Annotated in this window: 27 protein-coding genes; 19 read left to right on the forward strand and 8 right to left on the reverse strand. The window is 49.8% G+C overall.

Annotated features, from left to right (window positions below; translation table 11 throughout):
• Positions 1 to 36 precede the first annotated feature (36 nt).
• From UNDYM_RS09330 to UNDYM_RS09340, 3 genes are all read left to right on the forward strand, one after another.
• Complete coding sequence (locus UNDYM_RS09330; RefSeq protein ID WP_162040807.1) at positions 37 to 471, forward strand: biopolymer transporter ExbD; 435 nt, start codon at positions 37 to 39, stop codon at positions 469 to 471.
• 14 nt (positions 472 to 485) lie between these two features.
• A complete protein-coding gene (locus UNDYM_RS09335; protein ID WP_174244935.1) occupies positions 486 to 920 on the forward strand; it encodes a biopolymer transporter ExbD in 435 nt (144 codons plus the stop codon).
• Between the two features lie 169 nt (positions 921 to 1,089).
• The gene (locus UNDYM_RS09340; RefSeq protein WP_162040808.1) at positions 1,090 to 2,343 is read left to right on the forward strand and encodes a tetratricopeptide repeat protein; all 1,254 of its coding nucleotides are present in this window, start codon (positions 1,090 to 1,092) and stop codon (positions 2,341 to 2,343) included.
• Positions 2,344 to 2,416: 73 nt separating this feature from the next.
• Here UNDYM_RS09340 and UNDYM_RS09345 read toward each other — a convergent pair whose 3' ends face one another.
• Genes UNDYM_RS09345 through UNDYM_RS09355 form a run of 3 tightly spaced genes read right to left on the reverse strand, consistent with a single transcriptional unit; the run spans position 2,417 to position 4,611 of the window.
• Positions 2,417 to 3,388 carry a GGDEF domain-containing protein gene (locus tag UNDYM_RS09345; RefSeq protein WP_232063890.1) on the reverse strand — a complete coding sequence of 324 codons (972 nt, stop codon included), beginning with the start codon at positions 3,386 to 3,388 and terminating at the stop codon, positions 2,417 to 2,419.
• A gap of 51 nt (positions 3,389 to 3,439) precedes the next feature.
• A complete protein-coding gene (locus UNDYM_RS09350; protein WP_162040809.1) occupies positions 3,440 to 4,294 on the reverse strand; it encodes an HDOD domain-containing protein in 855 nt (284 codons plus the stop codon).
• Positions 4,291 to 4,611, reverse strand: coding sequence for a hypothetical protein (locus tag UNDYM_RS09355; RefSeq protein WP_162040810.1), 321 nt, complete (start codon positions 4,609 to 4,611; stop codon positions 4,291 to 4,293). The genes UNDYM_RS09350 and UNDYM_RS09355 overlap by 4 nt, the downstream gene beginning before the upstream one ends.
• Before the next feature lie 299 nt (positions 4,612 to 4,910).
• Here UNDYM_RS09355 and UNDYM_RS09360 point away from each other — a divergent pair, with 299 nt between their 5' ends.
• Entirely contained in the window at positions 4,911 to 5,528 is a 618-nt protein-coding gene (locus UNDYM_RS09360; RefSeq protein ID WP_232063892.1) for a DUF1345 domain-containing protein, read from the forward strand.
• 58 nt (positions 5,529 to 5,586) lie between these two features.
• Here the strand turns inward: UNDYM_RS09360 and UNDYM_RS09365 are convergent, their stop codons facing one another.
• The gene (locus UNDYM_RS09365) at positions 5,587 to 6,045 is read right to left on the reverse strand and encodes a hypothetical protein (RefSeq protein ID WP_162040811.1); all 459 of its coding nucleotides are present in this window, start codon (positions 6,043 to 6,045) and stop codon (positions 5,587 to 5,589) included.
• A gap of 213 nt (positions 6,046 to 6,258) precedes the next feature.
• On the opposite strand from UNDYM_RS09365, the gene UNDYM_RS09370 reads away from it, so the two are divergent.
• Positions 6,259 to 7,497: a nucleoside recognition domain-containing protein gene (locus UNDYM_RS09370; RefSeq protein ID WP_162044539.1), complete on the forward strand. Its 1,239-nt coding sequence runs from the start codon at positions 6,259 to 6,261 to the stop codon at positions 7,495 to 7,497.
• A 46-nt stretch (positions 7,498 to 7,543) separates the two neighbouring features.
• On the opposite strand, the gene UNDYM_RS09375 is transcribed toward UNDYM_RS09370, so the two are convergent.
• Positions 7,544 to 9,337 carry a M14 family metallopeptidase gene (locus tag UNDYM_RS09375; protein ID WP_162040812.1) on the reverse strand — a complete coding sequence of 598 codons (1,794 nt, stop codon included), beginning with the start codon at positions 9,335 to 9,337 and terminating at the stop codon, positions 7,544 to 7,546.
• A 36-nt stretch (positions 9,338 to 9,373) separates the two neighbouring features.
• A complete protein-coding gene (locus UNDYM_RS09380) occupies positions 9,374 to 10,681 on the reverse strand; it encodes a TRZ/ATZ family hydrolase (RefSeq protein ID WP_162040813.1) in 1,308 nt (435 codons plus the stop codon).
• Positions 10,682 to 10,825: 144 nt separating this feature from the next.
• Here UNDYM_RS09380 and UNDYM_RS09385 point away from each other — a divergent pair, with 144 nt between their 5' ends.
• Positions 10,826 to 11,521: a fumarylacetoacetate hydrolase family protein gene (locus UNDYM_RS09385; RefSeq protein WP_162040814.1), complete on the forward strand. Its 696-nt coding sequence runs from the start codon at positions 10,826 to 10,828 to the stop codon at positions 11,519 to 11,521.
• Positions 11,522 to 11,529: 8 nt separating this feature from the next.
• On the forward strand, positions 11,530 to 12,186 hold the full coding sequence (gene maiA / locus UNDYM_RS09390) for a maleylacetoacetate isomerase (RefSeq protein WP_162040815.1): 657 nt from the start codon (positions 11,530 to 11,532) through the stop codon (positions 12,184 to 12,186).
• A gap of 106 nt (positions 12,187 to 12,292) precedes the next feature.
• Here maiA and UNDYM_RS09395 read toward each other — a convergent pair whose 3' ends face one another.
• A complete protein-coding gene (locus tag UNDYM_RS09395) occupies positions 12,293 to 12,823 on the reverse strand; it encodes a response regulator (RefSeq protein WP_162040816.1) in 531 nt (176 codons plus the stop codon).
• Positions 12,824 to 13,292: 469 nt separating this feature from the next.
• On the opposite strand from UNDYM_RS09395, the gene UNDYM_RS09400 reads away from it, so the two are divergent.
• From UNDYM_RS09400 to UNDYM_RS09440, 9 genes are all read left to right on the forward strand, one after another.
• A complete protein-coding gene (locus UNDYM_RS09400) occupies positions 13,293 to 16,055 on the forward strand; it encodes a PAS domain S-box protein (RefSeq protein ID WP_162040817.1) in 2,763 nt (920 codons plus the stop codon).
• A gap of 167 nt (positions 16,056 to 16,222) precedes the next feature.
• Positions 16,223 to 16,795: an RNA polymerase sigma factor gene (locus UNDYM_RS09405; protein ID WP_162040818.1), complete on the forward strand. Its 573-nt coding sequence runs from the start codon at positions 16,223 to 16,225 to the stop codon at positions 16,793 to 16,795.
• A 14-nt stretch (positions 16,796 to 16,809) separates the two neighbouring features.
• Positions 16,810 to 17,220, forward strand: a complete 411-nt coding sequence (locus UNDYM_RS09410; protein WP_370529455.1) for a hypothetical protein — start codon at positions 16,810 to 16,812, stop codon at positions 17,218 to 17,220.
• A 1-nt stretch (position 17,221) separates the two neighbouring features.
• A complete protein-coding gene (locus tag UNDYM_RS09415) occupies positions 17,222 to 17,518 on the forward strand; it encodes a 4Fe-4S dicluster domain-containing protein (protein ID WP_162040819.1) in 297 nt (98 codons plus the stop codon).
• Positions 17,519 to 17,630: 112 nt separating this feature from the next.
• Complete coding sequence (locus UNDYM_RS09420; RefSeq protein WP_162040820.1) at positions 17,631 to 18,110, forward strand: GNAT family N-acetyltransferase; 480 nt, start codon at positions 17,631 to 17,633, stop codon at positions 18,108 to 18,110.
• A gap of 2 nt (positions 18,111 to 18,112) precedes the next feature.
• Positions 18,113 to 19,072, forward strand: a complete 960-nt coding sequence (locus UNDYM_RS09425) for a GyrI-like domain-containing protein (protein WP_232063898.1) — start codon at positions 18,113 to 18,115, stop codon at positions 19,070 to 19,072.
• Positions 19,073 to 19,219: 147 nt separating this feature from the next.
• Entirely contained in the window at positions 19,220 to 20,287 is a 1,068-nt protein-coding gene (locus tag UNDYM_RS09430) for a prolyl oligopeptidase family serine peptidase (RefSeq protein ID WP_162040822.1), read from the forward strand.
• 93 nt (positions 20,288 to 20,380) lie between these two features.
• Entirely contained in the window at positions 20,381 to 20,812 is a 432-nt protein-coding gene (locus UNDYM_RS09435; RefSeq protein WP_162040823.1) for a hypothetical protein, read from the forward strand.
• Positions 20,813 to 20,939: 127 nt separating this feature from the next.
• Positions 20,940 to 21,683: a TMEM175 family protein gene (locus UNDYM_RS09440; protein ID WP_162040824.1), complete on the forward strand. Its 744-nt coding sequence runs from the start codon at positions 20,940 to 20,942 to the stop codon at positions 21,681 to 21,683.
• On the opposite strand, the gene UNDYM_RS09445 is transcribed toward UNDYM_RS09440, so the two are convergent.
• Positions 21,676 to 23,370: a cation:proton antiporter gene (locus UNDYM_RS09445; RefSeq protein ID WP_162040825.1), complete on the reverse strand. Its 1,695-nt coding sequence runs from the start codon at positions 23,368 to 23,370 to the stop codon at positions 21,676 to 21,678. The genes UNDYM_RS09440 and UNDYM_RS09445 overlap by 8 nt on opposite strands.
• Before the next feature lie 518 nt (positions 23,371 to 23,888).
• Between UNDYM_RS09445 and UNDYM_RS09450 the strand changes: the two genes are divergently transcribed.
• The 3 genes from UNDYM_RS09450 to UNDYM_RS09460 all read left to right on the forward strand — a co-directional run bounded on the left by UNDYM_RS09450 (position 23,889) and on the right by UNDYM_RS09460 (position 25,475).
• Positions 23,889 to 24,152: a hypothetical protein gene (locus UNDYM_RS09450; protein ID WP_162040826.1), complete on the forward strand. Its 264-nt coding sequence runs from the start codon at positions 23,889 to 23,891 to the stop codon at positions 24,150 to 24,152.
• 123 nt (positions 24,153 to 24,275) lie between these two features.
• Positions 24,276 to 24,818, forward strand: a complete 543-nt coding sequence (locus UNDYM_RS09455) for a hypothetical protein (RefSeq protein ID WP_162040827.1) — start codon at positions 24,276 to 24,278, stop codon at positions 24,816 to 24,818.
• Positions 24,819 to 24,908: 90 nt separating this feature from the next.
• On the forward strand, positions 24,909 to 25,475 hold the full coding sequence (locus UNDYM_RS09460; RefSeq protein ID WP_162040828.1) for a hypothetical protein: 567 nt from the start codon (positions 24,909 to 24,911) through the stop codon (positions 25,473 to 25,475).

The raw sequence follows: 25,475 nt of genomic DNA on the forward strand, positions 1-25,475 counted from the left end.
GTCTTTGGTATTCGGTAACACGAAAGAGAACACATTATGGCAATGGCAATTGGCAATGATGGAGATGGTGAAGACGAAGTCAACAGCACCATCAACACCACCCCGCTGGTCGACGTCATGCTGGTATTGCTGATCATCTTCCTGATCACCACCCCGGTGATTACAGATACGGTCAAGCTGAAATTACCGGCAGAAACCAACGTGATTTACAAAACCAAACCGGAAAACATCACCCTGTCGGTGAACAAGGATGGTGATCTGTACTGGAACGGCAGCATGAAGCCGCTGGCAGGCACGGATGCCCTGTTTGAAAAGCTCAAGGTAGAAGCAGTCAAGATCCCGCAACCGGAGTTGCATATCCGTGGAGATCAGAATACCCGCTATGAGTTTATTGGCAAAAGTATCCTGACGGCACAACGTGCCGGTATCGCCAAGGTCGGCTTCGTGATTGAACCGCCTCCACGGAACTAAGTAAAGGAAGCATTATGGGTATGCAAATAGGTTCCGGCGGAGGCTCAGCCGATCCGGAAGTGATGATAGAAATGAACATGACGCCGCTGATTGACGTCATGCTGGTATTGATCATCATGTTGATTATTACCATTCCTATTCAGAATCACGCAGTGAACCTGAATATGCCGACAGGCACGCCACCGCCACCAACAGTAGAGCCAGTCGTCGTCAATATTGACGTCGATTTTGATGGTACGGTGTCCTGGAATGGTACGGCAGTCGATCATGCACAGCTGGAAGCGAAGTTGGCTGAAGCGGCAGCGATGCCTGCAGCAAACCAGCCAGAGATCCACCTGCGTCCGGTTGCTGTTGTGCCTTACAAATCCGTGGCGTCCGTCATGGCGGCGGCACAGCGTCTTGGTGTGACCAAGATCGGCATGGTCGGGAATGAGCAGTTCCTGAAGTGATAAATAAGCACTTCATGACATTTTCGGCGTATCAATGCTGAGTTATTAAGGTATGATAGAAAATTGGCAGGGTTAACCCTGCCATTTTTCATATTCACGGGTTGGGCTTTGCGTATTTCCAAGCTGCAATCCCAAAGTTTATTAAATTTATTGATTGAGAGATCAACATATGAAGCAACTTCGCTTGTCTCGTATTGCTGTATTGTTTGCAGCTATTGGCTTTGCCGCCGCTCCAGAATTAACAAATATTGCAGCAAATCAAGCTTATGCTCAAGAATCCTTGCGTCCTGAGATTGCCAAAATTGTGCACGGCGCTGGTGAATTGTACAAAGCGAAGAAATTCAGGGAAGCGCTGTCCAAGATTCATGAAGCCGACAGCGTAGGCGGCAAGACAGTCAATGAAAATTTCACGATAGAGCGCATGCGCCTGTCTATCGCTTCTGCTGCTGGTGATAATGACACCGTGATCCGTTCAGCAGAAACCATCGTTTCTGCAAACAAGCTGGGCGGTAAAGAGCAGTTGCAAATGATACAGGTGCTGGCGAATGGCTATTTCAAAGCTGGTAACTACGGCAAAGCTGCACAATGGTATAACCGTTACTATGCTGATGGCGGTACAGATCCTTCACTGCGTCCTTACCTCACACAAGCCATGTTGCAGAGCGGTGACAGTGCAAAGGCCATGAAGGAAATCAATGCTGAACTGGCAGCAGATGAAAAGGCAGGCCGCACACCAAGTCTGACCAATCTGGAATACCAGTCCAATGACGCATTGAAGCGTAAAGACATGGCTACCTATTCCAGTGCGCTGGAAAAAATGGTGGCCTACCATGGCAAGAAAGAGTACTGGGTCAACCTGCTCAATAACATCGAGAGAAAGCCAGGCTATTCCGAGCGTTTCAAACTCGATTTGATGCGTCTGAAACTGGCTCTGGGTCAAATTACCAAGAGCGCTGACTACATGGACATGTCCTTGTTTGCTATCCAGGCCGGCTTCCCGGCAGAAGCAACCAAGGTCATCGATGCAGGCTACAAGGCTGGTGCACTGGGTGAAGGCAAGGATGCAGACCGTCACAAACGTTTGCGCGACATGGCAAACAAGACCCAGGCAGAAACTACCAAAGGTCTCGCAGCTAGCGAAGCTGAAGCCAAGGCAGCCAAGGATGGCAATGCACTCGTCAATATCGGCTATGGTTATGTGACTGCCGGTAATTACGACAAAGGCATCGCCATGATCGAAGAGGGCATAGCCAAAGGTGGCCTCAAGCAGGAAGAGGATGCCAAATTGCACTTGGGTATTGCGCAGCTGCAGGCAGGCAAAAAAGCCAATGCAATCAAAACACTGAAAACGGTAAAGGGAACAGATGGCTCAGGCGATCTGGCACGTTACTGGGTGATTTACGCGAATCAGTCCGGCAAATAATGCGTGACCTGATGTAAAAAACAAAGGCGCCTTCGGGCGCCTTTGTTTTTTACTTATCTTTATCGTTTTAGTGTCAACTGGCGACTTGATTGCGCCCGCTGTCTTTGGCGCGATACAAAGCCGCATCAGCACAACTGATGAGCTCATTGCTATCTTGGCCTGTGCTCAAAGTTGCTACACCAAATGAGCCGGTGATATGCGGCAGTGGCTTTTGACGATCAAAAAATACCTTGGTTTTTGCCAGGCGGTTGCACAGTCTTTGCGCAACCCCCAATGCTGATTTATGATTGGCACCAGGTAGTATAACCATCATTTCTTCACCGCCGTAGCGGGCTGCAAAGTCACTGGGGCGCAAGCCTGCATTCAATACTTTTGCAGCAGTTTGCAAGGCATCGTCACCCAGCAAATGGCCGTGCTCATCATTAAAGCGCTTGAAGTGATCCAGATCAACCATGATGATGCTCAGGGCTGCGCTGGTAGCATGGGCATGCTGCACCATGCCAGGCAATTGTGCGTTTAGCCAGGCGCGGTTATGCAAGCCTGTCAGCCCATCTACCATAGACAGTTGGCGATAGAATTCCCCCACTTTCTGACGGCTGCGAATTTGTGCATTGGCTGCACGTATGCGGAAAGACAGCAGTTGCAAGAGATTGCGGGCAACACCATTGGACTCATCAATCAGACGCCACAGGGTTTCTGCTTCTATCAGTAATAATTCGCTTTCACTAATGGCAGAGATGGTTGCTGAATGAATTTCTTCATCCAGAACAGAGATTTCGCCTACGCATTCTCCTGGCAGATACTGAGTTATGGTATTTTCTAGCTGATTGCTGTCTTCGGTAATGCGGCTGACGCCGAGTGCACCTTTGAGTACGATATACAGTTTCGCGCCGGAGCTGTTGGCATCAAGCACGATCTGACCAGTGTATGCCTTGACGACGAGGCTATCCTTGATGATATCGGCGATGAGTTTTCTATTATCTTCGGTAATGTCACGGAATAACTGGATATCCTCTATCCGGTAATCCGTTTCCCTGAAAAGCATGAGTTGTTCCAAAATCGTTTTATCCAGATACATGAGGCAAATATAAGAGTGTCATAGTACGATCTGATCCATGGCATCGAAACGCATTTCAGTTTCGCGGAAAATGCTCAGGTAGTCAGCTTCACCAAGCCCTAGCGTATCCCAAGCGGCTTGCGACAGCAAGGGCAGCATATCGTTTTCATCCTGGGCCAGATCAAGTGCGTGCACAATTGCATTTGCTACATGTACGACCGAAGCAAGTACGTTCAGGTTTTCCTGTTCGGGATGATGATGGCCGCGTATGGCGTCACAAACGGCTTCGGAAAAATTCCAGTGTGTTGCCAGTGCCAGGCCAGCATCAACATGATCAATATGCAGGATGCTGCGCTCAGCCTCGATCAGCAGGCAATCCGTATTTCGCTGATGGCGTAAAACCTGATCATAATTCGCGGGATAGCTGGTCACCAGCACCAGCTTGCCTATGTCATGCAACAGACCCGCAGTAAAGGCAAAATCATGCTTCATGTGCAGTGCACGCGAGATCAGCTCAGCACAAATCGCTGTGGCAATGCTGTGACGCCAGAATGCCTTGAAATCAAATGCAGGACATTTCTCAGTAGGAAACTTGTTCGACAGGATTGTTGCGCGAATCAGGTTTTTTACATTCTTGACACCCAGCATGGCAGTCGCCTGCTGCAAGGTCACTACTTTGGAGTTATTGCCATAGTAAGACGAATTGGCCAGCCTCAATAATTTCGCCGTGACTGATTGATCAAGGGCGATTTTTTCAGTCACCATGTCCAGGCTGCTTTCTTCATCATCAAGATTTTGCAGCATCTCCATCGCAACTTCTGGCAGGGTGGGCAAGTCCTTGATTTTTTTTACCACGTCTTCCAGTTGCACCTTGAATTCATTGATATCAGTCATTTGGCTTCCCCTTTACGGTAGTCAATGACATAAGACTTCAGTATGCTTGCAGGTTCAGCATCGCCCGCCTGGCGAAAGATTTTTTCTATGCGGCTTAATTTGGTCGCCAGATATTCAGGCTCTTCGTCCTCAGAACCTGCTTCGCCTTCAACGGACAACTGATGAATATCGTGATGTGCAATTGCCTGTAGCATACGCTCTGTCAAAGTCGTACCTGCGGGCAGCAAGACGTGGCCGACTTTATCGAGCAAATCATCGGCCAGCACTGTTCCCGGTGTCACTTTGGAAAGCGGCAGATAGCGGTAATGTCTGTTCATGGTGCTTGCCTCGCTGAATGAGGATGTTGCGTTATCAGTGATGTATTGCTTCAGTGTAATAAAAAATAAGTTAAAAGGAAGTGGATTTTTATTAAGGCGTATGGATTAGCCAGACCCACTGATAAATATGACAGAATATCAATTGATAATGAATATACTACACCTGTTGCATCTGCATGTTTGATTCTGGCGGCTGCCTGTATTTACAATCTGAAGTTTCGTAATTTTCATGCATCATTTCTCATATTTTTGATCTGACAGGATTCATCATCAAACAAATCATCCAACGTCGCCCGCGTTTGTTACTTACCTTGGCTCTGGGCAGCCTGGCTGCAATTTTCTTGCCTGGGCCGCTGTCCCTGATCACCCGTGCCCTTTGTGGCTGGAATGTAGCCGTCTGGACTTATCTTTTGCTGATGGCCTGGTTGATGATGGGAACAGACAAGCATGCTGTACGCAAGATGGCGCAGCAGGAAGATGAAAGTGCAGTAGCCGTATTGGTATTGATGTCACTGGCAGCGACCCTGAGCCTGCTGGCCATCATCCACGAATTATCCGGTATGGCAGGTGCCAGCAGAGAGGAAAGGGCGATCAAATACTTGTTTGCCTGCAGCACGGTGTTGGGTTCGTGGCTGTTGCTGGGGGTGATTTTTTGTTTTCACTATGCATTGCAGTTTTATAACGCTCCACCAGACAAGCCAGCCTTGCGTTTCCCGGAAGAGGAGTGCATACCAGATTTCTGGGATTTCCTGTATTTCTCATTCACCATCGCTGTTGCTGCACAAACTTCTGATGTGACCGTGATGAACAGGCAGACACGCAAGACTGTGCTTGCTCAGTCAGTACTCAGTTTTTTCTTTAATGTGGCGGTCGTTGGTTTTTCCATCAATATTGCTGCCAGCCTGGTAGGTAATTAGGCAAAAAAGAAGCCGCTACAGCAGGTAGTAGCGGCTTCTTTTCTTATGCCCTTCCGTTTTAGCGCCAATGATGATCATGGTGGCGCTCACGTCTTTCTTCTCGCCATTCACGTTCGTAACGTCTTTCCTGGTGCCAGCCATGACGGTCACGCCATGGGCGGCCATAATTTTGCTCTACATAGACATGCTCGACATAGGGTCTGGGAGAGCTCAACACTACAGGTACCCCACCTATACGCATATCCACATTGACACCATAGGGCAGGCGGCTGCCACTTTGCCAGGCACCGCCATTTGCCCAGTACCAGTTACGCTGTGCCGGTGCGTAATATACTTGCTGGGATGGGTAATACACGTAGTTGTAGCTGCGTACTACTTGATGCACAGGAGGCGCAGGGTGCCAGCGGTAGTCCCTGGCATACACATCATGTGCAAGTGCCGTATTTGCGGTGGCAGCACAGATCAGCAGAGCTGATGTTGCTGACAAGAGGCCTTTGATAAGTTGAGTAGCTTTCATGGCATCTCTTCCTTCGTTTTGATGTTTATATAACGCGGCGCAGGGCGATGCGGCTGACAGCAATTTGTGTATGTCCGTACAAAACTGCAAGCAGATGTTACAGGCTGGTGGCATGTCCCATGCCGGGCGTTTATGGCGCTGGATGAAATTTTCATACTACAGCGCAAGCTTTTCATGATAAAAAGCCTGCACACTTACCCCATATTGAATGCCATGTTACTCACCTATATCTGGACAGGTTTTTTTCTGATTGGTTTTATTGCTGCCCTGGCGCAATGGTTGATATTGGGCGATGTAGAAGTATTCAAGCGCATCATGGACGGGACTTTTGAGTCAGCTCGCCTGGGTGTCATGGACATAGCCTTGCCGCTGGCGGGTGTCATGACACTGTGGCTGGGTATCATGAATATAGGTGAAAAGGCCGGCGCGATAGATTTTATCGCCAAAATCATTGGCCCCTTTTTCGCCCGGATATTTCCTGGTGTGCCGCAAAACCATCCGGCTAACGGCCATATGGTCATGAATTTTTCAGCAAACCTGCTGGGCCTGGACAACGCTGCTACGCCCTTTGGCCTGAAAGCGATGGAAAGCCTGCAAAGCCTGAACCCCAGCAAGGATGAAGCCAGTGATGCACAAATCATGTTCCTGGTCTTGCATACCTCCGGCTTGACCCTTATTCCCCTTGCCATCATGGCCCAGCGTGCGGTGCTGGGGGCAAAAGACCCTTCAGACATTTTCATCCCCTGCATGATTGCCACTTACGTGGCTACCGTCGTGGGCCTGATTGCAGTTGCGATCAGGCAGCGCATTAATTTGTTTGACCGGGTGATCATGAGTTGGCTGGGTGGTTTGACGAGTTTTATCGTTGCCCTGGTCTGGTATATGAGTCAGCACATGAGTCGTACTGACATTGAAGTGTTTTCCAAAATCAGCGCCAATCTTTTGCTATTCACCATTATCATCAGCTTCATGCTGGGTGCCATGCGCAAGAAAGTGAATGTGTATGAAGCCTTTATTGAAGGTGCCAAAGGCGGCATACAGACTTCGCTGACCATCATTCCTTATCTGGTGGGCATGCTGGTCGCTATCGGTGTCTTGCGCAATTCAGGCATTCTCGGATTTATCGTTTCCGGCTTTACCTCGTTGTTCACGCAGATGGGTCTGAACACTGACTTTACCGCTGCCTTGCCGACAGCCTTGATGAAGCCGCTCAGCAGTTCAGGCTCGCGGGCGTTGATGGTGGATGCGATGAAGACATATGGTGTGGATTCATTTATTGGCCGCCTGACCTGCATTTTTCAGGGCTCGGCTGACACCACCTTTTATATTGTCGCCCTGTATTTTGGTTCAGTCGGCATACGCAAGACCCGCTATGCGATTTCCATGGGCTTGCTGGCTGATTTTGCTGGTGTGGTTGCAGCGATTTTTGTTGCCTACCTGTTCTTTCATTAAAACAGCTGCCACATGCAGATGTCTGCATGTGGCGGATCGCAAGCTTTTACTGAGGAACAAAATCCAGCCTCAACACAGGATAAACCTGATAACGCTTATCCCATGACGAATGACGTTGCGCAAAGAACTCCAGGCGCGCAGATGCGCTCTTGGCAAATTCGGCATCTTCAGCAATACGTTTCTCGAATGCGGCTTTCAATTGCGGGTCAGCGGCTAACTGTTCGCGCGCGACATCTTCAGCCACATAGGCTTCCATGTATTCCTTGCGTTCAAAAGCGCCATTGAACCAGCCCCAGTTCACCAGTGCATCGGGTGCCTGCGGTTCAAACAAGCCTGCAACCAACCTGGCCTTTGCCTGGGCAACAGGGATGAACAAAGCACCTTTACGCAGGCTTTGCGTCTGGTTTTGCCATGTTCCCTGCAGCTTCAAGGTTTGCCGTCCTTCAAATGACTGCGCTTGCAAGCTGGCCTTGCTGGTAGCGAATTGCTCAGCAGAGAGGGCGTTCAAGTCGGTATTGATAATGCGGAACTCTATGCCATGCTGCTGCAATTTTTCTGCGACGGCTTTGCTGTAGGCGACAGGTACAATATAACCGCCCTTGGGCAATGTTATTTGCGCATCCGGCACAATCTCATCACGCAGCTTCACTGTCCATACTTGTGGTTTGCTTTCATCATAGCGCGTCATCAATGCGCCAGAAATATCAGACATCGTGCGTGTGTAGGCATAACCGCGGAAGTCTATATCCCTGGTTTTTTCTGTCGTCTTATAAGTAACCGGCAAACTTTGACCAGCCAACTGCGCAGCACGCTTATCTGCCGCTTTGGTAAGAGACAGCCATTGCCCGCCATTTGCTGCGACTTGCTCCAGCACTGATATTACGGTGTTGTGGGTAATGCGAACGCGGGTAGGATAGTCTTTCCAGGAATGGGTTTCCACCAGCATGCCAAAACGGTTGCGCAAAACTGGATAACCGCTGGAAAAACGTGGCGTAGGCACGCTGTCCATAAAGCCTGACATGGGATCATCTTCACGCATGAAAGACATATAAAAAGGCTGCGGCAACGAGCCCTGTTTCGCCAGATCGGCGATAACATTATCGCGCAAGTTTTTACCCGCTACACGCAGGGCTGCATCGCCTGAATTGATAGGTTCGACCTGTATCGAAATATCATGTTCAAATTTGGCACCGTCGGTCACATGCAAATCAATGACTGCCAGCGGGTCCCAGGTGTTGATCAGTTTGAGCATGGCCTGCATCTCAGGCGCATCTGCCTTCACATAATCGCGGTTCAGGTTAAAGTTTTGCGCGGTGGTGCGCCAACCCATTTCTTCGGGGCCGCGCTGATTTGGGCGGTTCCAGGCACCAAAGCGTTCATGCCCGTCGATATTGAAGACCGGGACAAATAACAGCACTTGTTTGTCCAGCACATGTGGTGCGACTTTATTGTCCAGTATCTCGCGCAATGCCAGAAAGCCTGCATCCTTGCCATCTATTTCACCCGCATGTATGCCGCCCTGTATCAGGGTCACCGGCAGAGCTTGTTTTGCTACCTGTGCAGGTGTGAACGCGCCACTGCGTGTCACCAGCAAAGCTAGCATGGGGCGGTTTTCTGGTGTGCGGCCAAATTCCAGGCAGCGTACTTCCTTGGGATAGTTTTTTTGAAAAGCCTGACAGAGTTTTTCTACTTCTTCATAGCGCCCGGTTTTTTTGAAACCGCTTTGTTCAGCGATTGTCGTCAAAGGAGTCGCTGCCTGGGCGCTCGCCAGCAACAGACTGCCGCCTGCGATCAAGCCACTGATAATGCTGAGTTTAAAAATTGAGTTTACTGGTTTCATACGAAGATCAAAATTTGATATGTTGACATTGAAAACCTAGGCTGCAGCAACCTTATGCTGCCACCATCTTGCCTTGTCCTTGAGCTGGCCTTCATCCACGGTCTGGAGTTTTCGATCAGCCATCAGACAGCGCCCGTTGACCCAGACGTGGCTGACCTGTTCACGCCCGGCGGCATAGACGATTTGCGAGACAGGATCAAACAGCGGCAGGGTTTCAACGGCAGACAGGTCTATCGCAATCACGTCAGCCAGCTTGCCTGCTACCAGGCTGCCAATTTGCTGATCCATGCCCAGCGCTTTGGCACCTGCCAGCGTTGCCATTTCCAGCGCATTACCGGCATTCAAGGCTGTCGGGTTGCTGGACACAGCTTTTGCCAGCAATGCCGCCATACGCAAGTCGCCCAGTAAATCCAGTTTGTTATTGCTGGCTGCGCCATCGGTACCTATGCCTACATTGACACCGGCAGTTTGCATGGCATGAATGGGGGCAAAGCCAGAAGCCAGCTTCAGGTTACTGGCGGGATTATGGGCAATGTGCACGCCTTGTTGTGCCAGCAGTTTGATCTCATCTTCATTCGCATGGACCATGTGCGCGGCAATCAGGCGCGGTGACAATAAGCCCAGATTGTGCAGGCGCTGCAAAGGGCGCATGCCATGGTCGCGAATACTGTCATTCACTTCATCCATGGTTTCATGGATGTGGCAGTGTATGCCCATGTCATGCTTATCCGCCAGCGCGACTATCTTTTTGAAAGTCGCATCTGATACGGTATAAGGCGCATGCGGAGCCAGGCGGAAAGATACACCGCTTTGCCCCTTGAATGCCTGGTGTGAAGCCAGTGCTTTTTCCAGGTAGCCATCAGCATCGGCTGCATAGCCGGTAGGGAACTCAAGCACACTGCAACCGACCACGGTGCGCATGCCTGTGTGCAGGCCCGCACGTGCCACATCATCATTATAGAAATACATATCATTGATGGTCGTGGTACCACCGCGCAGCATTTCTGCCATTGCATACACACTGCCATCGAAGACGAATTCTTCTGATACATGTTTTTTCTCGGCCGGCCAGATATGATTGTGCAGCCAGTCCATCAGGCTCAGGTCATCTGCCAGGCCACGCAACAGCGTCATGGCAGAATGGCCGTGCAGGTTGATCATGCCGGGTATGACGGCATGCTCAGGCAATTCCACATGCTGTGCATCAGGGTGCTGCAGACGTGCCTCAGCACTGCTGAGTATGGCCAGGATTTTTTCATCTTGCATGACCAGCGCATGCCCGCTCAGGACAGTGGCACGTGGTTCTATGGGAATCAGGTATTTGGGATGCAGGCAGGTTTTCATATTATTGGGCTCCACTATTGTTCATGCATTATAACCAGTGTCATTCAATATGGCTTTGGCAAGCCTGAATGGCAATTGCTCCATGTGACAGAGACTGAATGAAAGTGCCATAATACTGTCTGGTATCAGAAATCAGGAGCAGATATGGATTACCTTTTCCCACCTGTACAGCAGGCTGCTGTACCCATAGCTGGTGGCACAGCTTATTTCCCTGTGCACAGGATTTACTGTGTAGGACGGAATTATGTAGAGCATGCCAAAGAAATGGGATGGTCAGGGCGTGAACCACCATTTTTCTTCATGAAGCCGGCTGATGCCGTATTGCCCGTCAAGCAGGGTAGCGTCGGCGAAATGCCTTACCCACCCATGACCGTCAATCTGCATCATGAAGTCGAACTGGTCGTCGCCATAGGCAAGGGCGGCAAGAGTATCCGCACTGAGGATGCACTCAGCCATATCTGGGGTTATGCAGTCGGGCTGGACATGACACGCCGTGATCTGCAGGCCGAAGCCAAAGATCAGGGCAGGCCTTGGTGTACATCCAAGGGTTTTGATTTTTCTGCGCCCATAGGCCAGATCCACAGGGCAGACACCGTGCAAGGCATAGAGCAAGCCCACATACGTCTGGATGTGAATGGACTAGTCCGGCAAAATAGTGATACCAGCAAGCTGATCTGGAGCCTGGCAGAAGTCATCGCCTGTCTGTCTGAACTATATACGCTGCAACCCGGCGACCTGATTTATACAGGAACACCAGAAGGTGTGGCAGCTGTACAGCGCGGCGATTTGCTGGAAGCCTCGATCACAGGTTTGAGTGATCTGAAAATCAAAATGGTGTAGGCATTATCATGAAACTATATGGTTATTTTCGCAGTTCTGCTTCATACCGTGTAAGGATAGCCCTTAATCTCAAGGGGCTCGATTATGAACAGGTAGCGATTCACCTGGTAAAAAATGGCGGTGAACAATTGACGCCTGTTTACCGTGCTTTGAATCCGGATGGGCTCGTACCTGCATTGCAGGACGAACTGGACGGTGAAAGCGCCACACTGACGCAGTCGATGGCGATCATTGAATATCTTGATGAAGTGTATCCTGAAGTCGCCTTGCTGCCGTCCGGCGCTCTGGATCGTGCTCATGTCAGATCGCTGGCCTTGTCGATAGCCTGTGAAATTCATCCCGTTAATAATTTGCGGGTCTTGAAATATCTGTCAGGGACACTACAAGTCAGTGATGAACAAAAGAATGCCTGGTACCGTCACTGGTGTGAAACCGGCCTGGCCGTACTGGAACAAAAACTGGCTGCCGATCATCGTACCGGCCGTTTTTGTCTGGGCGACACGCCCGGATTTGCAGACTGTTTTCTGATACCGCAAATCGCCAATGCCCAAAGGTTTAATTGCGATTTAACTAGCATGCCTACTATCATGCGCATACATCAGGCTTGCAATGAGCATCCGGCCTTTATCAAGGCAGCACCGGCTAATCAGCCCGATGCAGAATAGCAACGCTAAACTGTTGGCAAATATTTTTGCCTCATGATTTTTGTTGATGCATAAAAAAGGGGCCAGAAAACTGGCCCCAGTCATGCCCCGCTTGCATAAACAAATGCTAATTCGGTATTTCGGGATTGTCGTGGCTATTTGCCAGCGTATCGTTGAGCACAGAAATCAGCAGTGAGCGTGTCAATTTTGACTTGGTAGTATAGCCATCAATGGCAAAGGTCTCGCTGACATGCTGCTCAGGTGCATAACCCGGCTGGCCTGTGCGTAAAACGATGCGCAAATTTGGTAGTGACATTTCATTGCGGATGACACTCACTAGCTTCAAGCCTGCATCAACAGTTTCCATCACCACATCCAGCAAGATCAGGGCAATGTCAGGAGTAGAGCGTATGATGCTATGCGCTTCTTTGGCAGAATAGGCATGGATAAATTCCAATGGCCTGCCATGGATTTTAACGCCGCTCAATGCCAGCAAGGTCGTGTCGTGCACATTGCTGTCATCATCTGCGATCAGAATTTTCCAGGGATGCAAGTCCAGCTTGGGCTGTAAAGACTCTTCATCTTCTTCAATAAAATCAATGACATCATCGTCCTGACTTGCACCGAGCGCACAGTCAGAAACTAAATCATTTCCCAAATGTGAATATATACCTAGCGATGGCGATCTTTCATTGTTTGCCAAAATGTTACAAGTCATTTGTGCCCGAAAAAGATCGTTTTGTAACAAGCCGGGTGTTCTACTGTGTTGATTCTTCATCAGCGTGCTCCCTGTTGCTTGAGTAAGTTCCAATTCAATCTTATGTGAACCAGACTGCATAATCAAGACCAAAGAAATGGAAAATGTTAAATAATGATTATTGCAACACTGGGACGTAACATAAATTGATATTCCTCACCGATTGTGCTGATGTTCGGTGCTACTATTTACGCCATAAACTGTAGCTCTATCGCTGAATATACAGCAAAATCAGGCAAGTTCCATGCTATTGGCCTGGTCCTGGTATTGGAGCACAACTTTACAAGGCAGCACACCTGAATCGAGAACGGGTACGGGGCTCGAAGTTTTTTGGCACAGGCAGTAGGGGTAGCTTAATTACGTCTTCATTATGTCTTCCATTATGCCTCCCACTTATCTTCCCGCAGCCATGGTGACTTCACTGGTCACTTCGTTCCTGATCATGCTGGTGCTGTTCTATATCCAGTATTTACATTTGCATCCCAGGGCCAGCAGGTGCTGGGCGCTGGCCTATGCCTGCCTGGTCATGCAGCAACTATGCCATTTTCTTGGTGATGCACAGAGCCCGGTTTTTAATCTGGTTGCAGATGTCTTCTTGTCTGGGTATATCTGTTACCTGTGGGCGGGTACGCGCATCTTCCACGGTGTCACCGTGTTTGTCATGCCCGTCATGTTGAGCTTTGCGATTGCAGTTCTCTGGCTGTTGATGACGTCACTGACTGCGGTTCATTCATTGTGGCGCATGCTGCCAGTTTACCTGGCTGCCGGTGTGGTCATGCTGGGAGCCTCGATGACTTTTTTGCGTACTCGCAATGAAAAACACGTGCTGGGATTTATCCTGCTCGGCGTATTCCTGGGCTTCAAAGGTGCATATCTGGCTGGCTCGCCATTCCTGCAAAACCAGCCAGAATATCTTGTGCTTGGTTTACAAGCCTCGACATTGCTGGACCTGGCCATAGGCATGCTTTTTCTGGTTGCTGCTTTGTTGCGCCAGCAAGATGATGCTGCGCGCATGAATGATAATTTGAAACAGGAAATGGAAGAGCGCAAAAATATAGAGCGTCTTTCCAAAGACCGTGAAACCCTGTTTGAAAAAGTCTTCCAGATGGTGCCAGATGTATTGGCTATCTGTCGCGAAAAAGATGGCCGTTACCTGGATGTGAATCGTCACTGGGAAACTATTACCGGCTATTCCAGAGAAGAGACCCTGGGGCGCTATTCGCTGGAACTGAATTTATGGATGGATGTCAGCCGGCGCGCTGAGATGCTGGCGACCTTAAGACGTGATGGCGAGATCAATAATTTCGAGGGCCTGTACAGACATAAGCTGGGGCACGCTTACCACGTACTGATCTCGGGCACGCTCTTTGATGTTGGTGGTGAGCCCTACATCGCCTATGCCATGCAAGATATCTCGGCCCTGCGCAAGGTCGAGCAATTGCAGGAACAGGCCGAGCGTGATCTTCAGGAACGCGAGAAATTGCTATCAACCGTATTTCAACTTGTGCCCGATACCCTGACTATCACCAGGATGACGACAGGTGAATATGTCGATGTCAACCGCAACTGGGAACCAATGTCTGGCTACACCAGGGAAGAAGCGATAGGCCATACCTCAAACGAAATACAGCTATGGGAAAAACCTGAGCAAAGGGATGAACTGATCAGGCAGATACGGCTGCATGGTGAAGTCAGGAATATGCAAATCGCCTTCCGCCATAAGCAGGGCTACACCAGCAATTGCCGTGTTTCAGGCTCCAAGTTTGAGACCGGGGATGAAACCTATCTGCTACTGTCCTCACGCAATATCGATCAGGAGCTCAGTGCAGAAACTGCGCGCCTGCACGCAGAATCACTATTGCGTGAGAACGAGCAAAAATATTCTACACTCTTTCAATTGTCGCCTATACCTCTGGGGCTGGTCGATGTCGAAACCGATTGCATAGTCGAAGTCAATGATGTCTGGCTCAAGGAACTCGGTTACCAAAGACAGGACATAGTAGGCCGCACGACGCTGGAGATGGGCATCATCCGGCAAGCTGAGCTGCGGGCGAAATTCAATGAAGACCTGGGGCGCGAGAAGAAGATAGATCAGCTGGAAGTCCGCATCAGGGATCAGGCTGGGGAGGAAGTGGTTTTCCTGTTGTCAGCCAGACTGATCAGAATGCATGGTAAGGCCATGTGCATTTTTTCTTTGCTGAATGTGACCAGGCAAGTTCAGGTAGAGCAGGAGATTCGTGAAATGACGGCACAGTTGGAAGAGCGCGTCAGGTTGCGCACACTCAATCTGCAGCAAGCCAATGCCGAACTGGCTGCAGCGATGGAATCATTGCGACACACCCAGGATGAACTGGTGCGTTCAGAAAAAATGGCAGCCCTGGGTTCACTCGTGGCTGGGGTCGCGCATGAATTGAACACGCCCATAGGTAACAGTGTGACCGTGGCCAGCACCCTGCAGGACCAGACCAGGGATTTGGTGCGCGATATCAATGATGGGAAGTTGAAGCGCTCGGTGCTTGATCATTATCTGGAAAGTGCAACGACTGGCACAGCCTTGCTCATGCGCACACTCGGCATGGCGCGCGAGTTGATCGGCAGTTTCAAGCAAGTCGCAGTTGATCAGTCAAGCAACCACAGGCGACAATTTGATTTGAAAGTGGCGCTGGAAGAACTCATCGTGACACTGGCACCCATGTATAAAAACACGCCTTATCATCTCGTTACTGAACTGGCACCCGGCATAGGCATGGACAGTTACCCAGGCCCGCTGGGACAGATCATGACGAATTTCATGACTAATGCATTGACGCATGGATTTGAAGGACGTGAGTCTGGCGAAATGCGTCTGAGCACGCAATTACTGCCTGATGATCAGGTACAAATCATCTTTGCCGATAATGGCATAGGCATGACAGAGCAAATACAAAAACGTGTTTTTGATCCCTTCTTCACGACCAAACTGGGGCAGGGCGGTTCTGGCCTCGGTATGAATATCGCCTATAACCTGGTGACTGGCGTGCTGGGTGGTGAGATACGGCTGGAGAGCAAACCAGAAGAGGGAACCCGTTTCATCCTTGTAATTCCCCTGCATGCTCCTCAATTAAGTAGCGAGAGCGAGAAAAAGGCAGGTTGAAGCACATGCCTGTTCTTTTGAATTCTCAATACTATTCCGGCAAGCTACGTTAGACATAAATTGTTATTTGATAACTTTTTCTCTATCCTGTGCGCTGATATGCTAGTGTTTGCCCATTATTTTGCCTGTATCTGCAATATTCGCCCTTATTGCGCGTCTTCACAGGCATGGAGACTACACATAACCCACCAGAGCTGATGGCTGATCAGAACAAAGACCTTGCTGAAACGGTCAGGCGCGAACGTGGGCGACTGGGTAGCTTCATACGCAAGCGCGTGGCAGATGCCAGCGAGGCAGAGGACATTTTGCAAGATGTCTTTTATGAGCTGGTCGAGGCTTATCGCCTGCCGGAGCCTATCGAACAGGTTGGTGCCTGGCTGTTCAGGGTTGCCCGCAACCGCATCATAGACCGCTTTCGCAAGAAAAAAGAAGTCGCCCTGCCTGATGTAGAGGAGGGCAGTGAGGATGAGGCCTGGCTCGACAGAGTCATGCCATCCGTAGATGAAGGCCCGGAGGCCGCGTATGCACGAAATGTCATGCTGGAAGCCTTGTATGAAGCCCTGGATGAATTGCCTGAAGAGCAGCGCGATGCCTTCATACGCCATGAAATTGAGGGGCTGAGCTTTAAGGAAATGTCCGCCGCTACTGGCCTGGGCGTTAACACTTTGCTGGCGCGCAAGCGCTATGCCGTCTTGCATCTGCGCCTGCGCCTGCAAGACTTATTGGAAGAATTTAATTAAGACAGGAGTTTGATATGTTAATGCGATTTAGAGTATTAAAAATCATGGTGGTAGTGATCGCTGGCATCAGCGCACTGAGCTGGGTAGTCATGTTGTTGTGGAACTGGCTCATGCCAGCTTTGTTTGTCGGTGCCCGCAGCATCGATTTTTTGCAAGCGCTGGGTTTGCTGGTGCTCAGTAAAATCCTGTTTGGCGGCATGCGTGGACATGGTGGCTGGCATAAACATGGCGAACATCACTGGCATCGTCGCTGGGAAAAACTGACGCCAGAAGAAAGAGAGAAATTCCAGCACGGCATGTTTGGTCGCAGAAGGCACAGGGATGAAGCCTATGCCCAGGCTTGCCGCAATCATCAGGATAATAACAGCCATAGGCCTGAGAGTCCGCCTGACAACAAGCCTGAAAACAAGCATGAGCAGGCTTGAAATGCAGACGACAAAGGAAGTGGTTTGCAAACAAGAACCAGGCATCATCATCCCTGTCGTCAACTTCAGCAAGTGTGAAGGCAAGGCTGATTGCGTGCCAGTTTGCCCGGAAAACGTTTTTGAAATTCGCCGCATTGCCGCCGAAGACTACAAACAACTGGGTTTGCTGGCACAACTCAAGCAAAGGGTACATGGTATGAAGGTAGCCTATACTCCCAATGCCGATGCCTGCCGCTCTTGCGGTTTATGCGTGAAGGCCTGTCCGGAAAAGGCAATTACTTTGCGACGCTCAACATAACAGAGGGATGCATATTTAAGTGAGGCCCACACGGATGTTTTAAAATAGTCATTTGAGCAGGCATAACAGATACCTGCATTCCATCACTCTGCATTACCGGAGAGGAGTATTGATGACTATTGTAATTCGTGAGGCCGGGCTTGCTGATCTTGAAGAAGTCCTGCAACTGCGCATGCGCCTGTTCGACAAGCTGGTCGATTTTAATAATGGCAAAGGTGTCGATGAGGATTTGTTGCAATCGACCAGAGCCTACTTCAGCGATGCCTTGCAAAATGGGGCTTGCAAAACCTGGGTAGCCGAGGCAGATGGACATCTTGTTGCCTGCGGCTCACTCGCCATCTTCATCCGCCCACCGTATCCGGGTAACGTCGCAGGTAAGGATGCTTATCTGCTCAATATGTACACCATGGCAGAATATCGCAAGCAAGGCCTGGCCAGAAAGATATTGCAACAGGCCATGCGGTATGCCCGTGAACAGGGCTTTGCAACAATCTGGCTGCATGCCACTGAAGATGGCCAGGCTTTATATGCGTCTGAAGGGTTCGAGCCGTCGGCCAAATACATGGAATGGGAAGTCGGGGCGGGAGTATAAACTTGAGCCAGCTTCCAGCAGGGAAAAATGCTCAGGCATCCCAGCATCAGTCACATTACCAGGCGCGCATGCACAGGGTGCTGGAACATATAGACCGTCACCTTGATCAGCCACTTGATCTGGAGGTGCTGGCCGGGGTCGCACATTTTTCACCGTATCATTTCCACCGCCTGTTTGCTGCCTGGATGGGCGAACGCCTGGGCGACTATGTGCGTCGTCGCCGCCTCGAAGCCGCAGCATTTCGCCTGTTTGCGCAAGCTGGTACACCCGTGCTGGAGATTGCCTTGTCTGTCGGTTTTGGTTCGGCTGAGGCATTTACTCGCGCCTTCAAAGACCGGTTTGCTTATACGCCAGCGGCTTGGCGGCAATATCAAATTGATTTGCAGCGCGCAAATAGCAAGAATAATCAAGCGGTAAGCAATAATGATCAGGTCCAGTCTTATGCGTCATTTCATAATGGGGTCTCTTCCAGTTTAAAACAGGTGGCCAGCATGGACGTTAAATTAATACACAGAGAACCAGTCAATATCGCTTACCTGCGCCACATAGGGCCTTATGGCGCAGATGTCGGCCGCTTCTGGGCAGAGGTTGTGTCACCGTGGATGGCAACACATAATTTGTTCACAAGGGCGCGCTATGGCATCAGTCATGACGACCCCAGCATTACTGATCCGGCGCTTTGCCGTTATGATGCTGGAGCTGAACTGCCAGAAAATGCCCCCGTACCCGGAAATGCCTTGCTGACCAGCATACCCGGCGGAGAATATGCCTCACTGCACTTCGAAGGCAGAAGCACTGAAATCGGTGAAACCTGGGCTGCCCTCCTGCGCGACTGGTTGCCTGCCAGCGGCTATCAGATCGATGCCCGACCCTGCTTTGAATACTATTCACCCGATGCCTGTTTTGACCCGGGAACCGGCATCTTTGACTGTGACATCTGCATCCCGGTTATTCCTCTTTGACATGCCTTACTGAGGCAGCCTTATGACCTGAGTCAGGTCGCGACAATTCTTTGCATGCTCAACGGCACATTGCTGCCGCTGCATTTTTGCGCCCATTTTTTGGAGTTCACGAATATGATGTCATTTCTTCGCTACTGCTTAACATCCTTGATTTTACTCGCTGCAAGCAGCCTCTCTGTCATGGCCGCCGGGGCGGAGTACAAACCTTATCCTGTAGGCCTGAAGCTGGTGCAATATGAAGATGCCAGCCGCCTGACCTGGACGGGTAACAAGGCGCGTCCCCTGGCAACGGCAATCTGGTATCCGACCCAGGCTGGTACGGTAGAAAAAGACTGGAACGTGGCCATCTTCAAGGCGGGCCGCAATGCGATAGATGCACCCATGCTGCACACAGCCGGGAAAATGCCCTTGATCCTGCTCTCACATGGCACGGGTGGCTCGGCAGCATCCGTCGCCTGGTTCGCCGAGAGCCTGGCAGCACACGGCTATATAGTCGCTGCCGTCAATCACCACGGTAATACCGGATATGAAGAGCATACCCGGCTCGAAGGCTTTGTCGTCTGGTGGGACAGGCCGCATGATTTGTCAGTGCTCATCGACAAGTTGCTGGCAGACCCCGCTATCGGCCCTGGTATTGATACCCAGCGCATTGCCGTGGCAGGTTTTTCTATCGGTGGTTATAGCGCACTTGCCAGTGTAGGTGGCAGGATCAGTTATGCACAGTGGCAGGAATTCTGCGGCAAATACGCAAGCAACCCAAATTGCACATTGCCACCAGAAGCCAAATTTAGCCATGAAGACTTACAGACGCTGCTTAAAGAAAACCAGCGCGTCAAGGCTGAGATTGCCAAATCTGGCGCAGACTACAGCGACAGCCGGATCAAGGCCGCGTATGCCATGGCACCTGTCATGGGCAGGGTAGTGACCAAAGACAGCATGGCTGCTATCAAAGTCCCTGTACGCATCGTGGTGGGGGCTGCTGATGATCAGGCTATTCCAGAATTTAATGCCCAGGTCTATGCTGCAAATATCGCTGGCAGCAGCCTGCTGACACTGCCTGCAGTAACCCACTATGCTTTTTTGGCAGAGTGCAATATGCTAGGCAAATTAGCTGCACGTCAGGTTTGCATAGACCCTGCCGGGTTTGAACGTACTGCCATCCATCAACAAGTAGCAGCAGATGCCAGGAAATTTTTTGACGACAAGCTGCGGTAGTTTGTGCCCATTGCTACTACCTAACTAAGCTGATTTAAACGGCAGGGCATGATACAGTTTTCCAAGTCAAATCCTTGATATGAACTCTGCAATATGATCCCTGTATTTCATTTCAGTTTTGAAAGCCACTGGCGCAGCGTGCCGCTGGCTTATTGGGTGCATATCCCTGTAGCAGGGCAGCCAGACAGTTTTTTGCCTGCTGCTCCACCCTGCATACCGCACCGAGGCTATGCAGTTCTGCATGTGGAATTTGAACAGTTTGATCTGCTGTTCAGTGCACCTGCGCAACTCGATCATTTCATTACCGTGCTATCGACCAAGCCCTTGCCCACATCTGGCCAACTGTCTGCCTTGCGCAATGCGCCGATCGGGCCAAACGGACACTGGCTCAGCCGCCTGCCAGCGGCTTTGAAAACACCACGCAAGCGGGGCAGGCTGGTACAGCTCATCAGCGAGATACGCAGCCTGGTCGTGGATAAGGAGAAGCCCGACAGGTTTGACTGGGAAAACCACGACATCGCATGAGATATCACCAGCCTTCAGCGGCCTTTTGAACGATATCCAACACTTTGGCGACACAGAGCATCAGACCTGCCTTTACGGTCTGGAACTCGTTATAATTGTTTAAATAACCATCGCTGAGGATAATATCGTGTCAGATACCGTTCATCACAAGCATCAAGGTTTTATCTCCCTGCACAGGCTAGAAGGTTTCAGCGACGCCGTGTTTGCCTTTGCCGTGACCCTGCTGGTGGTGTCGCTGGAAGTGCCCAAATCTGCCCATGAACTGTTCCACCTGATGCATGGATTTATCGCCTTTGGCGTGGCCTTTGTCTTGCTGATGGTCTTGTGGTATCAGCACGGCAAATTTTTCAAGCGCTTTCCGTTGACTGATCTATGGATGATCAGCCTGAACACCGCCTTGCTGTTCGTCATCCTCTTGTACGTCTATCCCTTGAAGTTTTTATTTGCCAGCTTGTTTGACTCATGGATATGGAGAGCCAACAACGATAATTTTTCTTCAGTGTCAGAAATCAGGCAACTGATGGCTATTTATGGTGCCGGCATCATCGCAGTCAATTTTGTTTTTTTTCTCATGCATAAACATGCCTGGCGCCTGCGTGAGAAATTTAATCTCGACTTTGAACAACTCACTGAATTGCAGTCAGACATGGGGGGCAATCTCGTCAATATGGCGGTTGCCGGTCTGTCAGTATTGATCGTGGCAGTCAGCAACGACAAGGGGACATGGTCAGGATTTATCTATTGCCTGCTGGGCCCGCTCCATTGGTGGAATGGTGCACGTCATGCGAAGAAGAAGCCGCCAACTGCTATTGAGGATGCAAAAGACGTGACTAAAGAAGCCCCCAAAGAGGCTTCCAAAGAAACTACATAGGCTTGAAGCGATTGACTATGTGCACAGCCATGCCTTTTGCCAGTTCTTCTTCGCCATAAAAGACATCGCCTATCTCTTCCTTGCGCAAGAGTATGGATTCGTCTTCGCTATGCGTGCGCAACAAAACTTCAATGCCAGGGTTCAGGGTGCGCGCAGTTTTTGCCATCTGTCGCACATTCAGGGTGTCTGGTGTTGCCACCACCAGCATCGCTGCATTGGTGATATGCGCCTGTATCAACACTGCCGGGTCGGCGGCATTACCAGAGACAGCGGCGATGCCTTTCTTACGCAAATCTTCGACCACTTCACGGTTCTGTTCAGCCACCACATAAGGGATGCCGCGCTCATCCATGGCCAGGGCAATACGGCGGCCAACTCTGCCATAACCCACTAACACTACCTGGCCTTCCAGATATTTACGTTCAGTCGTCATTGGCAATTCAGCATAGGGGTCCTGTCTTTGATCAAGCTCTCGCGCCAGATCAGAATGCGACAAGGCCCATTTCCTGAGTGGCCCTATCAGCGCAAACAAGAAAGAATTCAAGCCTATGGAAATCAGCACCCCCGCCAGTATCAAACTCATGCCCTCTTGCGGCAGCAAGCCCAGCGACAAACCCAAACCAGCCAGGATGATGGAGAACTCGCCTATCTGCCCCAGGCTTGCACCTATCGCCAGCGCCGTATTGAGCGGGTAACGCAACAAGATCACCAGCGCAGAAGAAGTAAAGAAGTTGCCCAGTATGACAATCGCCACCACGCAAAGCACGCGCAAAGGTTGTGCCGTCAAAATCGCAGGGTCAAATACCATGCCCACCGACACAAAAAACAAAACTGAAAACGCATCACGCAAGGGCAGTGATTCTTCCGCTGCACGATGGCTGAACTCTGACTCACGCATCACCGTACCAGCAAAGAATGCGCCCAGCGCAAACGACACGCTGAATATCACCGACGCACCATAAGCAATACCAATGGCAGATGCAACCACCGACAGCGTGAACAATTCACGCGAACCCGTACGCGCCACCTGCCACAACAACCAGGGCAAAGCACGACGGCCAACCACCAGCATCAAGGCAATAAAGGCAGACACCTGCAACAGGGTTTTACCTATCGTCATCCACAGTGGCGTCGTACTCTCGACAACTGCCGTTGTGCTCCCCAACACTCCTGCCAATGGTGGCAGCAACACCAGTACCAGCACTGTCACCAAATCCTGCACCACCAGCCAGCCCACTGCGATGCGGCCATTCATGGTGCTCAGCAGATTGCGCGCTTCCAGTGACTTCAACAACACCACTGTACTGGCGCAAGCCAGCGACAAACCAAATATCAATGAGCCACCCACACTCCAGGTCCACCACGACGCAATCGCCATACCCACTGCCGTGGTAATCCCCATCTGCAATACCGCTCCAGGAATAGCAATGCGCCGCACCGCCAGCAAATCAGCAGGCGAGAAATGCAAGCCTACCCCAAACATCAGCAACATCACACCTATCTCTGACAACTGCGATGCGATATGCACGTCAGCCACAAAGCCAGGTGTGGTAGGGCCAATCACGATTCCCGCCAGCAAATAGCCAACCAGGGCTGGTACCTTGATTTTCTCGGCAATAAAGCCAAGAACAAGCGCCCCCGCAAAAGCGGCAGCAACGGTAGTGATCAAAGAAATGCTATGGTCCATTCGGCTCCTTAAATTAATTCACCCGCAATAACTGCGCGTGATAGAGGTTGAAGTGATTGAGTATTCGGACGCCATCATCTGCATGTGGCTTGCGGTGGGTAGTGCTGTATTCCGGGTAGCTGGGTAGCAAATACTTCAAGCTATTTGAAGCAGAGCATACTTGGCTTTGTTGACGCAGTGGGAAATACTAGAGCCAATATTGCTGTCGGTCAAGAAATTTGGCTCGGCCTTATACTGATATATGCTTATTCGAAAACATACTTTTGATCATTTTAAGCCTTCATACTGCAAGCAAAGTTCATAATACGAATATCGAAAAAATCATATTTTTGGGAAAAACAATGGGATCACTCTGGGGCCGCGTAACCACTTGTAGTGCATGTGATTTTTTCTTTCAAAGCAATCATAGTTATGACACTCGTGGATTTGTTCCCGAGATACGTGGGTTTTTCGAGGCAGTCTGTATAGAATGCTTGCAGCCCTATATCTTCCCGACCGAGAACCCTAGGGGGCCAGGCGTGGCTGAATTGCTGGAATTATGTACATGCGTGCAAGAGGAGCAGACTAAGCAACAAGCGAAAAAGAAACTACCAAGGATCTGGAACTGGAAAGGTACAGGGCAACATATTTTGTTTGAGGCAGCATTGCGCGACGGTCGTTACTTGCCAGATTTGATTTGCATCAAGTGCACTGGAGTTGAATCTATTGTGATTGAATTTGAAGATGGGCAGGCATGCCCTGCATGCAAACTTGGGATATTGCATGGTGGTCGAACTGTGTAATGTTGAATTCAGTTGAATGCACAGCATGCACAGGATTATGTATTATTAATCGGATATACGAAGACTTTAAACGTGACAAGGTTATGACTTCGAAAAAAATCACAAAAATAGCAAGGCATTTTAATGATAGAAGACATAATTTCACTCTTAGTAGTTACTCAGAAAATTCCGCATGATTTTCGGGAGATTCGATCATGTGCAAACCATCTAAGCGGTAGTTTTGGTGCTGATGGTTCAACACTTCATTTTAAAAAAAGCTTCGTTGCAGATGATTTAGGGTCGCTCGTAAATTTGGTTGTTGAACCAGAAGACACTTATTTTGAAAAGCTATTATGGCTTGAACTGGAGATTCAAGAGACTTGGTATGCTTTTAATGGTATTCATCATTTTCAATTGGGGCAGTTAATGATGTACCGTGAGGCTGCTGTGTTCAGATTTGTCCGTACACTTTATCGAGGCAATGCTGTAACAGGGTCAATATATATACTTGGTGACGGATACGATAATATTATCGCCAGAGATGAAATTGTGAAAGCTTCGCTCCCATCCTGGGTTAATTCTCAGACCTGGGGCAGATACTCAGGCGCTAGTCCTGGCATTAGCGCCAATATCCCCGCCTATACTTTGAGCGAAGAAGAAGTGGCTGCCTGGCCTGATGCGGAATAAGAATTCAGTGTCGCTTATCAATGTTTTTTTGCGCCTTCCAGTTTCTTTAGTGCGTAATTTATTTTTACCCAAGAATGAGGGATTCATTTTATGAGCAAGATGTCAGAGCTTACGGCTGAAGAGGTAATTTCACTTATGATTGCATCTAAGATGATTACATATGATGAAGCCACAATCAGGCTCTGTCTTAACTGTATGACGGATCTATTTTTGGAAGAAGACTCAAGATTTCATCTGAAAAACAGTTATGTAACATATGACCTGGCATCCCAAGTGAGCTTGATATTAGAGCCAGACGACGAGCATATGACCCTCTATTATGTTGCCGGTGAAATTGAAGATGCATGGTGTAGCTATTGTGACGTGAAAAATTTTCAGATTGGGCAAATTGAACGATTTCGTGAGGTTTCTGTTTTCAGATTTGTGGACACCACATTTTTAGGTAAAGCGGTAACGGGTACGATATACATCATGGGTGACAATTATGCGAAATTGTCAGATCAGCACGTAGAAATGGGGCACTATATTGATAGTTGGGTGGGTACTAAATCGCATCAACGATTTTTGGCGGAAGAAGAAAAGTACTCGGTGCTAGCTCGCACAAGTGTAACTCGTGAGGCGTTAATGCGCGCACGTAGACCACTCGTAAATCAATGA

Origin of the sequence: Undibacterium sp. YM2, from assembly GCF_009937975.1 — a bacterium.
Classification (GTDB): Bacteria; Pseudomonadota; Gammaproteobacteria; order Burkholderiales; family Burkholderiaceae_D; genus Undibacterium.

Bases quoted from the DNA above. Each gene is read 5' to 3' on its own strand.
- UNDYM_RS09340 (WP_162040808.1), top strand. From the start codon at position 1,090: ATGAAGCAACTTCGCTTGTCTCGTATTGCTGTATTGTTTGCAGCTATT.
- UNDYM_RS09435 (WP_162040823.1), top strand. From the start codon at position 20,381: ATGATCCCTGTATTTCATTTCAGTTTTGAAAGCCACTGGCGCAGCGTG.
- UNDYM_RS09370 (WP_162044539.1), top strand. From the start codon at position 6,259: ATGTTACTCACCTATATCTGGACAGGTTTTTTTCTGATTGGTTTTATT.
- UNDYM_RS09415 (WP_162040819.1), top strand. From the start codon at position 17,222: ATGCAGACGACAAAGGAAGTGGTTTGCAAACAAGAACCAGGCATCATC.
- UNDYM_RS09400 (WP_162040817.1), top strand. From the start codon at position 13,293: ATGTCTTCCATTATGCCTCCCACTTATCTTCCCGCAGCCATGGTGACT.
- UNDYM_RS09365 (WP_162040811.1), bottom strand. From the start codon at position 6,045: ATGAAAGCTACTCAACTTATCAAAGGCCTCTTGTCAGCAACATCAGCT.
- UNDYM_RS09380 (WP_162040813.1), bottom strand. From the start codon at position 10,681: ATGAAAACCTGCCTGCATCCCAAATACCTGATTCCCATAGAACCACGT.
- UNDYM_RS09405 (WP_162040818.1), top strand. From the start codon at position 16,223: ATGGAGACTACACATAACCCACCAGAGCTGATGGCTGATCAGAACAAA.
- UNDYM_RS09355 (WP_162040810.1), bottom strand. From the start codon at position 4,611: ATGAACAGACATTACCGCTATCTGCCGCTTTCCAAAGTGACACCGGGA.
- maiA (WP_162040815.1), top strand. From the start codon at position 11,530: ATGAAACTATATGGTTATTTTCGCAGTTCTGCTTCATACCGTGTAAGG.
- UNDYM_RS09335 (WP_174244935.1), top strand. From the start codon at position 486: ATGGGTATGCAAATAGGTTCCGGCGGAGGCTCAGCCGATCCGGAAGTG.
- UNDYM_RS09460 (WP_162040828.1), top strand. From the start codon at position 24,909: ATGAGCAAGATGTCAGAGCTTACGGCTGAAGAGGTAATTTCACTTATG.
- UNDYM_RS09350 (WP_162040809.1), bottom strand. From the start codon at position 4,294: ATGACTGATATCAATGAATTCAAGGTGCAACTGGAAGACGTGGTAAAA.
- UNDYM_RS09455 (WP_162040827.1), top strand. From the start codon at position 24,276: ATGATAGAAGACATAATTTCACTCTTAGTAGTTACTCAGAAAATTCCG.
- UNDYM_RS09330 (WP_162040807.1), top strand. From the start codon at position 37: ATGGCAATGGCAATTGGCAATGATGGAGATGGTGAAGACGAAGTCAAC.
- UNDYM_RS09385 (WP_162040814.1), top strand. From the start codon at position 10,826: ATGGATTACCTTTTCCCACCTGTACAGCAGGCTGCTGTACCCATAGCT.
- UNDYM_RS09375 (WP_162040812.1), bottom strand. From the start codon at position 9,337: ATGAAACCAGTAAACTCAATTTTTAAACTCAGCATTATCAGTGGCTTG.
- UNDYM_RS09345 (WP_232063890.1), bottom strand. From the start codon at position 3,388: ATGCTTTTCAGGGAAACGGATTACCGGATAGAGGATATCCAGTTATTC.
- UNDYM_RS09420 (WP_162040820.1), top strand. From the start codon at position 17,631: ATGACTATTGTAATTCGTGAGGCCGGGCTTGCTGATCTTGAAGAAGTC.
- UNDYM_RS09445 (WP_162040825.1), bottom strand. From the start codon at position 23,370: ATGGACCATAGCATTTCTTTGATCACTACCGTTGCTGCCGCTTTTGCG.
- UNDYM_RS09410 (WP_370529455.1), top strand. From the start codon at position 16,810: ATGTTAATGCGATTTAGAGTATTAAAAATCATGGTGGTAGTGATCGCT.